Annotated in this window: 9 protein-coding genes; 6 read left to right on the top strand and 3 right to left on the bottom strand. The window is 71.2% G+C overall.

Annotated elements, in window-relative coordinates; translation table 11 throughout:
• The first annotated feature begins 138 nt into the window (after positions 1-138).
• On the top strand, positions 139-2049 hold the full coding sequence (locus AC31A1_RS14230; RefSeq protein ID WP_489653648.1) for an AMP-dependent synthetase/ligase: 1911 nt from the start codon (positions 139-141) through the stop codon (positions 2047-2049).
• 16 nt (positions 2050-2065) lie between these two features.
• On the opposite strand, the gene AC31A1_RS14235 is transcribed toward AC31A1_RS14230, so the two are convergent.
• Complete coding sequence (locus tag AC31A1_RS14235; protein ID WP_489653649.1) at positions 2066-2890, bottom strand: methyltransferase domain-containing protein; 825 nt, start codon at positions 2888-2890, stop codon at positions 2066-2068.
• A gap of 248 nt (positions 2891-3138) precedes the next feature.
• Between AC31A1_RS14235 and AC31A1_RS14240 the strand changes: the two genes are divergently transcribed.
• From AC31A1_RS14240 to AC31A1_RS14255, 4 genes are all read left to right on the top strand, one after another.
• Positions 3139-4515 (top strand): NAD(P)/FAD-dependent oxidoreductase, encoded by a 1377-nt coding sequence (locus AC31A1_RS14240; protein ID WP_489653650.1) that lies wholly within the window; start codon positions 3139-3141, stop codon positions 4513-4515.
• Between the two features lie 47 nt (positions 4516-4562).
• A complete protein-coding gene (locus tag AC31A1_RS14245; RefSeq protein WP_489653651.1) occupies positions 4563-6818 on the top strand; it encodes an FUSC family protein in 2256 nt (751 codons plus the stop codon).
• Positions 6819-6846: 28 nt separating this feature from the next.
• Positions 6847-7026: a hypothetical protein gene (locus AC31A1_RS14250; RefSeq protein ID WP_489653652.1), complete on the top strand. Its 180-nt coding sequence runs from the start codon at positions 6847-6849 to the stop codon at positions 7024-7026.
• Positions 7027-7276: 250 nt separating this feature from the next.
• Positions 7277-7726: a cyclic nucleotide-binding domain-containing protein gene (locus AC31A1_RS14255; protein WP_489653653.1), complete on the top strand. Its 450-nt coding sequence runs from the start codon at positions 7277-7279 to the stop codon at positions 7724-7726.
• Between the two features lie 2 nt (positions 7727-7728).
• On the opposite strand, the gene AC31A1_RS14260 is transcribed toward AC31A1_RS14255, so the two are convergent.
• On the bottom strand, positions 7729-9039 hold the full coding sequence (locus tag AC31A1_RS14260) for an MFS transporter (protein ID WP_489653654.1): 1311 nt from the start codon (positions 9037-9039) through the stop codon (positions 7729-7731).
• An 80-nt stretch (positions 9040-9119) separates the two neighbouring features.
• On the bottom strand, positions 9120-9731 hold the full coding sequence (locus tag AC31A1_RS14265) for a LysE/ArgO family amino acid transporter (protein WP_489653655.1): 612 nt from the start codon (positions 9729-9731) through the stop codon (positions 9120-9122).
• A 69-nt stretch (positions 9732-9800) separates the two neighbouring features.
• Here AC31A1_RS14265 and AC31A1_RS14270 point away from each other — a divergent pair.
• On the top strand, positions 9801-10637 hold an 837-nt coding region (locus AC31A1_RS14270; RefSeq protein WP_489653657.1), incomplete at its 3' end, for a LysR family transcriptional regulator ArgP.

Raw genomic sequence — 10637 nt, forward strand, 5'->3', positions numbered from 1 at the left:
GTCCCACTCAACCATCGAACTCGGCAAGGGCACTTCCCGGTTCCCCTCACCAAACGCTCACACCTGGGCTAGATTCGAGCACCGTCGATAACAGTAATGATCGGCAGAGTCACGCCCCGTACAACCCAGGAGCAGCGCATGCGCGACTTCGCCGTCGCTCCACCCCCCACCTCCACCTCCACCTTCAACGGCGGCCTCGCCGACAGCGTCTTCGAGACCGCGGTCCTCCGTCCCACTCTCCCTCTGATCGCACGCAAGTCGGACCCCTCTTCCACGGTGTGGGAGGAGGTGACGGCCGTAGAGCTGCGGGACGAAGTCGTCGATCTGGCAAAGGGGTTGATCGCCTCCGGGATATCGCCGGGCAGCCGGGTCGCGATCATGGCCCGTACCCGTTACGAGTGGACCGTGCTCAGCCACGCCCTGTGGGCGGTCGGTGCCGAGGTCGTGCCGGTGCATCCGACGTCCTCGCGCGAGCAGGTCGAGTGGATCCTGCGGGACGCCAACTGTGTGGCCGTGGTCGTGGAGGACGAGCAGGGCATCATGACCGTCGGCACGGTGTGTGCCGCGCTGCCGCTGCTGCGGCACGTCTGGCAGCTGGACTCCGGGGCGCTGGCGCAGATCGTGGAGCGGGGCACGTACATCCCGCAGACCACGGTGGACTCGCTCCGCCGGATCGTGATGCCGGACTCGACCGCGGTGATCGCCTACACCTCGGGCACCTCGGGCCGCCCCATGGGCTGTGCGCTGAGCCACCGCAGTCTGGCCAGCCCCTGCGACACGCTGCTCGCGGGCTGGTCGCACACGGCGGCGCCTCCGGGGGAGCAGCCGGCCGTGCTGGCCTTCCTGCCGTTCTCGCACGTGTACGGGCTGATGATCCAGGGGCTGTGCATGCGCGGCGGCTGGCTGATGGCGCACGAGCCGGAGATGACCGAGGCGGCGCTGGTGTCGGCGCTGCGCACCTTCCGGCCCACGTACCTGTACGCGGTGCCGTCGATCTTCGAGAAGATCTACAAGAACTTTCTCCGTACGGCCCAACAGATCGGCCGGGGCGCCCTGTTCGAGCGGGCCGCCGCGACCGCGCGGGAGTTCGCCGCGGCCGAGGAGCGCCAGAGACTCGGCCGGGGTTCGGGCCCCGGCTTCGACCTGCGGCTCCAACACGCCCTCTTCGAGCGGACCGTGTACCGCAAACTGCGCGCCGGGCTGGGCGGCCGGGTGGTCCGCGCGACGTCGGGCGGCTCGCCCCTGAACCGTGAACTGTCCTTGTTCTACTCGGGTATCGGCATCCTCGTGCACGACGGCTACGGCCTCACGGAGACCGCCGGCGGGATCACGATGCAGCCGCTGGGCCGGGAGAAGATCGGCACGGTGGGGCAGGCGCTGCCGGGCACGGAGATCCGGGTCGCGGAGGACGGGGAGATCCTCGTGCACGGCCCTTCGGTGTTCCAGGGCTACATCAACGACGAGAGGGCGACCCGGGCCGCGATGCACGCGGGTTGGCTGGCCACCGGGGACATCGGGCGGCTGGACACCGAGGGGTATCTGACGATCACCGGCCGCAAGAAGGACATCATCATCACCAGCAGCGGCAAGAGCGTCGCGCCGGCCGCGCTGGAGAACCGGCTGCGGATGCACCCGCTGATCCATCAGGCCGTGGTCGTGGGCGACGACCGTCCCTGTGTGGGGGCACTGCTGACCCTGGACCCGGAGTTCGTGGCGCACTGGCGGGCCGGGCTCGCGCTGCAGAGCGACGCGCGGGGCCGGGAGGCACGGGAGGAGAACGCGCTGCGGGAGGAGATCACGCGGGCCGTGGCGGCCGCCAACAGCCCTGTGGGGCGCGCCGAGTCGATCCGGGTGTTCCGGGTGCTCCCGAACCCGTTCGACGTCGCGGGCGGGCTGCTGACGCCGTCGATGAAGCTGCGCAGGGACGCGATCGTGCGGCACTACGCGTTCGAGATCGACGCGATGTACCAGGCACGCGCGCGTGCCCCGCAGCAGTCGGCGGAGGAACAGCTCGCGGGCTGGGACGACGCGGACAACGTGTTCCGCTGACGTCACCGGCCAGGGCTCACTCCGGGCGGTGGGCGACGACCGCGAACATCGTCACGGACATGTGCAGCGCGCCCCGCTCGGCGGCCTCGGAGAGGTCCGCGTAGGCGCGGTCGCGCTGGGCCTCGGTCAGTGCGCCGCGGCGTACCGCGGACTCGCCGAGCATGCGGATCAGCGGCCAGGCCACCGAGCGGTGGTCCTGGAGCAGCGCCTGTGAGCCGCGGTCGTCGACGACGAGTCCGGCGGCGCTGAGCTGGCCGACGAGCCGGCGTCCGGAGTAGGGGTTGGCCGCGCTGGTGAGGGCGCCGGAGGTGAACGCGGCGGTGACCTCGGGGTCGCCCGGGTGCAGGATCGTGGTCGCCCAGTCGGTGTCGAGCAGGGCCACCCGCCCGCCGGGGCGCAGGACGCGGGCGATCTCGGCGACGGCCTTGTCGGGTTCCGCGAGGTGCTGGAGCACCCGTTCGCACCAGACGACGTCCACGGAGGCGTCGGGCACCGGCAGGGACAGCGCGTCGCCGTCCGTGAAGCGGGCCGCGTTCCCGGCCGACGCGGCGCGTTCCTCGGCGACCGCACGCAGCCCGGGGTTGGGTTCGACGCCGAGCGCCGACCCGTTCGAGCCGACCGCCGCGGCCAGTTCACGGGTGGTCGAGCCGGTGCCGGCCCCGATGTCGAGGGCGTGCTCCCCACTGCCCGCGGCGAGCGCCTCGTGGGCCCACGCACGCAGTCGTCGTACGCCTGGATTGGCTTCCTGGATGTCGAGCGCGGCCACCAGCCGCGTCACGTTGCCGGCGTCGATGTTCTGGGTGCGGAAGCCTGACCCCGGCTCGGGCTGAGTGTGCGACATGGCGTGCACTCTACGGTCCGAAGCGATCGCCGACAGGCGGGGTGAAGGTCATTCAGGTACGCCATTTGTTCACACGTCCGCGGCGTACGGACGGCCTCGGCGGGGCATGCTGGTGCTCCACGCGTTCGTCTGCCTGCCGCGCTCAGCTGGCGGAACGGCTCCCGGCACGGTGGGATCGATTGTGGTGCGAGGCAGCGATCCGGGCAGGCGTACGGCGTCGAGGCAGACCGCCTGGAGCCGCAGAAGGGATGAACACCGTGACACGACCGAGGATCCTGGTGGTTGGCGCAGGCTTCGCAGGAGTGGAGTGCGTTCGCCGCCTGGAGAGGAAACTGACCCCGGAGGAAGCCGACGTCACGCTGGTGACGCCGTTCTCCTACCAGCTCTATCTGCCCCTGCTGCCCCAGGTCGCCTCGGGCGTCCTGACCCCGCAGTCGATCGCCGTCTCGCTGCGCCGCAGCAGCAAGTACCGCACGCGGATCATCCCGGGCGGCGCGATCGGTGTGGACATCAAGGCCAAGGTCTGTGTGATCCGCACGATCAACGACGAGATCGTGAACGAGCCCTACGACTACATCGTGCTCTCCCCCGGCAGCATCACCCGCACCTTCGACATCCCCGGGCTGACCGATCACGCCTTCGGGATGAAGACCCTCGCGGAGGCCGCCTACATCCGCGACCACGTCATCACCCAGCTGGACCTCGCGGACGCGAGCGACGACCCGGCGGAGAAGGCGTCGCGGCTCCAGTTCGTGGTCGTGGGCGGCGGTTACGCCGGCACCGAGACGGCCGCCTGTCTGCAGAAGCTGACGCACGCCGCGGTCAAGCGCTACCCGCGGATCGACCCGGGCCTGATCAAGTGGCACCTCATCGACATCGCGCCGAAGCTGATGCCCGAGCTGGGCGACAAGCTCGGCAAGAGCGCGCAGGAGATCCTGACCCGGCGCGGTATCGACATCTCCCTGGGTGTCTCGATCGCGAAGGCGGGCCCGGAGGAGGTCACCTTCACCGACGGCCGGGTGGTGCCCACGCGCACGCTGATCTGGACGGCCGGCGTGGTCGCCAGCCCGCTGATCGCCACCCTGGGCGCGGAGACGGTGCGGGGGCGGCTCGCGGTCACCTCCGACATGAACCTGCCCGGACACGACGGGGTCTTCGCGCTCGGTGACGCCGGCGCGGTGCCGGACGAGGCCAAGGGCGGGGACGGCGCGATCTGCCCGCCGACCGCGCAGCACGCCATGCGGCAGGGCAAGGTGGTCGCCGAGAACGTGATCGCGACCCTGCGCAACCAGCCCCTGAAGCCGTACGTCCACAAGGACCTCGGGCTCGTCGTGGACCTCGGCGGCAAGGACGCGGTGTCCAAGCCGCTCGGCATCGAACTGCGCGGTTTCCCCGCCCAGGTCGTGGCCCGCGGCTACCACTGGTCGGCGCTGCGCACGAATGTCGCCAAGGTCCGCGTCGCGACGAACTGGACGCTGAACGCGCTGGCCGGCGACGACTTCGTGCGCACCGGCTTCCAGGCCCGCAAACCGGCCACGCTCAAGGACTTCGAGTACACCGACTCGTATCTGTCGCCGGAGCAGGTACGGGACCGCGTCGAAGGGACCGGCACCCAGGAGCCGTAGCATCGGTGTCACGGATCTTGATGTGAACCTGGGGAGAGTACGGCGGCGTGAGGGCAGCGGGACGGGCGGCGTGGGCACGGGTGCGGTATCGCGTCGCGGCGTCCGATCCCGGACTGCTGCGGCTGACGGCCGGGCTGCGGACGGTGGCCTCGATCGCCCTCACGCTGACCGTGCTCTCCCTGGCGGATGCCTCGGTGCCTCATCTGGTCGCCGGCGCGATGGCGGCGATGGTCTCCACGTTCGCCATCCGCGAGAAGCAACGCGGCCGGCAGGCGGTGACGCTCGCACTGGGGCTGCCGGTGGCGCTGGCCTCGGTGTCGCTGAGCGCGCTGCTGAACTCGCGGGTGGTCGCCGGTGACGTCTTCTTCGTCCTGCTGATCTTCGGCGCCGTCTACAGCCGCCGGTTCGGCGACCGCGGCACGGCGCTCGGTCTGATCGGCTTCCAGATCTACTTCCTGTCCCTGTTCGTCGGCGCGACCGTCTCCGCGCTGCCGCGGCTGTACGGCGTGCTCGGCGTGGCCTTCGCGTGCAGCGCGCTGGTGCGGTTCGCGCTGGTGCCGGAGACGCCCACCGGGACGCTGGACCGGCTGCGGCGGGCGTTCCGGGCGCGGTTCGCCCAACTCGTCACCGCGCAGCTCGCGTTGCTCGACGCCGGTCCCGACGACATGGAGAAGGCCCTCGACGACGTACGGGAGGGCACCTCGCGCCTGCACGAGACGGCGCTGCTGATCCAGGGCCGGCTGGAGGACGGCACCTCCGACGAGACGGTGGCACGGCTCGTGCAGCGCCGTATCGCGGACGCCGAGGTCGCCGCCGAACGGCTCGGGCTCCTGCTGCTGACCGCCCGCAGCGCCGAGCGCGGCCACACACTGACCCTGCATCTGCCGGGCGCACCGGTCCCCTTGGCAGATCAACTGCCGGTGCGGGACGAGGCGACCGACACGCTGCGCCGCGATCTGGAGGCGCTGCGCCTGCTCGTCCTGCGGCCGGCGGGCGCGGACTCGGGTACCGGGCTGGCGCATGTGCGCAACCGGCTGCTCGGTTATCGCGAGGAGGAGAACCTGCCGCCCGCATCGGACGCCGTGCAGGACGTGTTCCGGGGCATCGGCGAGGCAGCGCGTGCGGTGCTGGGGCTGCGGATCGCCGTGGACGGGCCGCAGGACGAGTCGGAGGACACGCCCGCGACGACCCGCTCGCGCGAGGAACTGGACGCGGAGGACGTCGCCATCGCGGGCAGCGAGGAGAGCGAGGCCGAGGACGCGGAGCGCACGGGCCTGCGGAGGCCGACCACGCGGGCAGCCGTGCAGGTGGCGGTGGGGTCGTCGCTGGCCATCATCGGCGGCGAGTTCCTGTCCAGCCAGCGCTGGTACTGGGCGGTGCTGACCTGCTGGATCGTGTTCATCAACACCTCGTCCACCGGCGAGATCCTCGTCAAGGGCTACCGGCGGCTGCTGGGCACGGTCCTGGGTGTCGTGGCCGGTATCGGGCTCGCGGGCCTGGTCGGGCATCACACCTGGACGGCGTTCGTGCTGGTGCTGCTCTTCATCTTCGCGATGTTCTACACGGCACCGCTGTCGTACACCCTGATGTCCTTCTTCGTCACCGCGATGCTGGGCCTGCTCTACACGCTGCTGCACACCTACAGCGCGTCGGTGCTGCTGCTGCGGATCGAGGAGACGGCGCTCGGCGCGGCCTGCGGGGTGGTCGCGGCGGCGCTGGTGCTGCCGGTGCACACGGACCGCCGTACGAACGAACTGCTCGGCACCGTGCTGGGGCGGCTCACGGACGTCACCGAGGCCGCCGTCGACCAGCTCAGCGGCGGGGCCGCGGCCGAACTGCTCGACAAGGCACGGGACTTGGACCAGGCGCTGGCCGATCTGAGCGCCTCGACGCAGCCGCTGACGCACCCGATCACGCCGTTGCGGGCGCGGCGGGACACGGCCAGGTACGTCGTCGCGTTGCTGGAGACCTGCGCGTATCACGCGCGGTATCTGGCGGCGACCGCCGAGCTGCTGCCCACGCATCCGTCGATAGCGGCCGATCCCCGGCTGCGCGAGGCGGGTCGCCGGATCGTGCACAACATCGGGGTGATCGGCGCGCACGTCTCCGACGGGGAGGAGGACGGTGCCGGCGAGATCGAGGCCGGGCCGAGCATCGCGTCCCTGCTGCGGCCCGGGACGCCGGGGACCCCGCGCTACGGCCGGGTCACCGACCGCGTGCTGCGGCACCTGCAGCGCCTCGACGAGGCCGTGACCGGCCTGGCCCGGCCGCTCGGCGTACCGATCGCGGCGCCGGTGAAGTGAATCCCGCGCGCCTGGGTAGGCGACGGCCATGACTGATGTCGTGGACTCGGACGAACTGTTGCGGCGCATCCAGCGGGCCCGGGCCTTCGCCGCCCAGGAGGTGCAGACATGGTCGCGACAGGGCGACGCCGTGCGGGAAGCGGCCTACGAGGCCGTTCTGCGGGTGCTGGACGAGATCGTGGCCCCCGGCCGGCGTGCCGCGAAGTGAAACCGGTCACGCGACCGGTTGAACTGGGTACGAAATGCCCGTCGATGGTTTACGGTTCATTCATACGTGGATACGGGGTCGACCGTACCGTCCCCCGCGCCACCGCTTACGGCCCTGGCTGGTCTCCCCCGTCCAGCCAGGGCTTTTTTCATGCCCCGATTCCGTCCCCCGAGGTGCCCGGGACGTCGGCAGAGGCTGAAATGGGCGTAGGGAGAATTCCGGATCCGCTGCCGGCGAGGAGCCCTGTGCCATGACCAAAGCGATAAAACTGCTGACCGCCCTGCCCCAGGCCCAGCGCGAACGGCTGATGGAGGTCGCGCGGGAGGTCTCGTTCGCCGAGGACTCCAGGATCTTCGAGGCGGGCGGCACGGCCGACCGCTTCTGGGTCGTCCGCTCCGGCGCCGTCTCGCTCGACCAGCAGGTCACCCCGCAGCAGCGGGTCACCGTGGCCACGCTCGGCGCGGGCGACCTGCTCGGCTGGTCGTGGCTGTTCCCGCCGTACCAGTGGGACTTCGGCGCGGAGGCGTTCAGTGCCGTGCGGGCCTACGAGTTCGACGCGGCGGCCGTCCTCGCCCTGTGTGTGGAGGATCCGCTGCTCGGGCTGTCCCTGGTCCGGATCGTCGCGGAGATCCTCGCGCACCGGCTGGCGATGACCCGCAGCAAGCTGATGGAGCACTACGCGCTCCACCGGCCGGTCTGAGGTCAGATGCGGTAGCGGCGCAGCGCCGGGACCGCGGCGGCCAGGGCCAGCATGATGACGATGACCAGGATGCCGCCGCCGGCGACCGCCGTACGCGGGCCGAGGGCCGAACCGGCCGTGCCGTGCAGGACGTCGGCGAGGCGCGGGCCGCCGGCCACCACGACGGTGAAGACGCCCTGCATACGGCCGCGCATCTCGTCGGTGGCGGCGGAGAGCAGGATCGCCCCGCGGAACACCATGGAGACCATGTCGGCGACCCCGGCGGCGGCGAGGAACACCACGCCGATCCACAGGTTGCCGCTCAGCCCGAAGCCGGTGACGGCCGCGCCCCAGGCGACGACCGCGCCGATCACCATCCAGCCGTGCCGCCGGGCCCGCGAGAACGTGCCGGAGAACAGTCCGCCGACCACCGCCCCGATGGGGATCGCGGCGAACAGCATGCCGAGGGCGAGGCCCTCGCCGTAGGGCGCGTAGGTCTGGGCGGCGAGCTGCGGGAACAGGGCGCGGGGCATGCCGAAGACCATCGCGATGATGTCGGCGAGGAAGGACAGCAGCAGCACCTTGTGCAGCGAGATGTAGCGGAAGCCGGCGGCGACCTCGCGCCAGCCCGCGCGGCGCGGTGTCGCGGACTCCAGGGGCGGCAGCGAGGGCAGCTTGACGACCGCCCAGAGCGTGACGCACAGGGCCAGCGCGTCGATGAGATACAGCTCGGGCAGGCCGATGACCGGGATGAGGACGCCCGCGAGGAGCGGTCCGACGACCTGCCCTGTCTGCATGACGGTCGAGCCGAGGGCGTTGGCGGCGGGCAGCTGCTCGGCGGAGACCAGGCGGGCGATGGAGGCGTTGCGGGCGGGTGCGTTCAGGCCCCAGAACGCCTGCTGCATGGCGAGCAGCACCATCAGCGCCGTCACCGAGTTGAGCCCGGTGGCCGCCTGGACCCAGAACAGCACCGAGGTCACGGCTATGCCGCTGTTGGTGATCAGCAGCAGTTTGCGGCGGTCCATGCTGTCGGCGAGCGAGCCGCCCCACAGCGCGAACACGATGAGCGGCACCAGGCCGGCCATGCTGGCCGCGCCGACCCAGGCGGAGGAGCCGGTGATGTCGTAGATCTGCTTGGGTACGGCGACGGCGGTGAGCTGGCTGCCGACGGCCGTGACGATGGTCGAGGACCACAGGCGGCGGTAGGCGGGGATCTGCAGCGGGCGGGTGTCCATCGCCCAGCGGCGCCAGCCGCGCCGGGGACCCGTCGCCCGTTCCCGGTCCTTCTCCGACTCGGGTTCCGTGCCGCTGTCGGTGCTCTCGCTCGTGTCCACTGGCTTCCTGGTTGCTCGCTACATCTAATCGACCAGGGTTCACTATCGCAGCACCTGCTGTGGCTGCCGAATCCGCCATCTCACGCTCCGGCCACCAGCGTTGCGCCGAGACCGATCATCGTCGCGGCGACCAGGCCGTCCAGCACCCGCCAGGCGGAGGGCTTGGCGAGGAAGCGGCTGAGCAGACGGGCGCCGAAGCCGAGCGCGGTGAACCAGCACAGGCTGGCGCAGACGGCGCCGAGTCCGAAGGTCCAGCGCAGCGGGCCGCGGGCGGCGGCGATGGAGCCGAGCAGGAACACGGTGTCCAGGTAGACGTGCGGGTTGAGCCAGGTCATCGCCAGACAAGTGAGGACGGCCCGGCGGCGCGAGCCGGTCGACTCGCCCTCGGCCCGCAGGGCGGCAGGGCGGAAGACCCGGCGGGCGGCGAGGACGCCGTAGCAGAGCAGGAAGGCGCCGCCGATGAGCCCGACCGCCGTCAGCGCGCCCGGCCAGGCGACCACGACGGCGCCGACCCCGCCGACGCCCAGCGCGATGAGGAGCGCGTCCGAGAGGGCGCAGATGCCGACCACGGCGAGGACGGCGTCGCGGCGGATGCCCTGGCGGAGGACGAAGGCGTTCTGGGCGCCGATGGCGACGATGAGCGAGAGGCCGGTGCCGAATCCCGCGGCGGCGGCGGAGAGTGCGTTGGTCACGGCCTCGACGCTAGGGATACCGGCGGCTGGAGTACAGCTAAAGATTCTTACGTAACATTAACGTTCGTGATGGTCTCCGAGCTTCCTCTCGATCAGGTACGGACGCTGCTCGCGGTGGTGGACGAGGGCACGTTCGACGCTGCGGCCTCCGCTCTGCATGTGACGCCCTCGGCGGTCAGCCAGCGTGTGAAGGCCCTGGAGCAGCGCACCGGCCGGGTCCTCCTGCTGCGCACCAAGCCGGTGCGGACGACCGAGTCCGGCGAGGTGGTCGTGCGGTTCGCCCGCCAACTGGCCCGCCTGGAACGGGACGCGCGCGCCGAGCTGGGCATGAGCGGGGCCGGCGAGGCGACCCGGGTGACGATCGCCGTGAACGCCGACTCGCTCGCCACCTGGTTCCTGGGCGCGCTCACCCGCGTCCCGCGCGAACTCCAGGTCTGTTTCGAACTCCGCCGAGAGGACGAGGACCACACGGCGGCTCTCCTCCGCGAAGGCCTGGTCATGGCGGCGGTGACCTCGTCGCCGGACGCCGTGCCGGGGTGTTCGGTTCGGGCGTTGGGGCGGATGCGCTATCTGCCGGTGGCGAGCCCGGAGTTCAAGGAGACACATCTGGACGGCGGCCCGCTGCGGGACGCGCTGGCCGAGGTACCGGTGGTGACCTTCGACCGGCTCGACGACTTCCAGAACGCCTTCGTACGGCGGCTGCGGCGCGGGCAGGGCGGTGCGAGTGCGGTACGGCATCTCGTGCCGACCTCGGAGGGGTTCGTCGAGGCCGTCGCCGCCGGGCTGGGGTGGGGCATGGTGCCGGAGATGCAGGCAGCTCCGCTGTTGAGCGGCGGACGGCTGGTGAACTTCGCGCCGTCGCGGTCGGTCGATGTTCCGCTGTACTGGCAGCAGTGGAAGTTGGAT

It is taken from the genome of Streptomyces sp. P5F9 (genome assembly GCF_057961495.1).

Bases quoted from the DNA above. Each gene is read 5' to 3' on its own strand.
- AC31A1_RS14230 (WP_489653648.1), top strand. From the start codon at position 139: ATGCGCGACTTCGCCGTCGCTCCACCCCCCACCTCCACCTCCACCTTC.
- AC31A1_RS14255 (WP_489653653.1), top strand. From the start codon at position 7,277: ATGACCAAAGCGATAAAACTGCTGACCGCCCTGCCCCAGGCCCAGCGC.
- AC31A1_RS14235 (WP_489653649.1), bottom strand. From the start codon at position 2,890: ATGTCGCACACTCAGCCCGAGCCGGGGTCAGGCTTCCGCACCCAGAAC.
- AC31A1_RS14250 (WP_489653652.1), top strand. From the start codon at position 6,847: ATGACTGATGTCGTGGACTCGGACGAACTGTTGCGGCGCATCCAGCGG.
- AC31A1_RS14240 (WP_489653650.1), top strand. From the start codon at position 3,139: ATGAACACCGTGACACGACCGAGGATCCTGGTGGTTGGCGCAGGCTTC.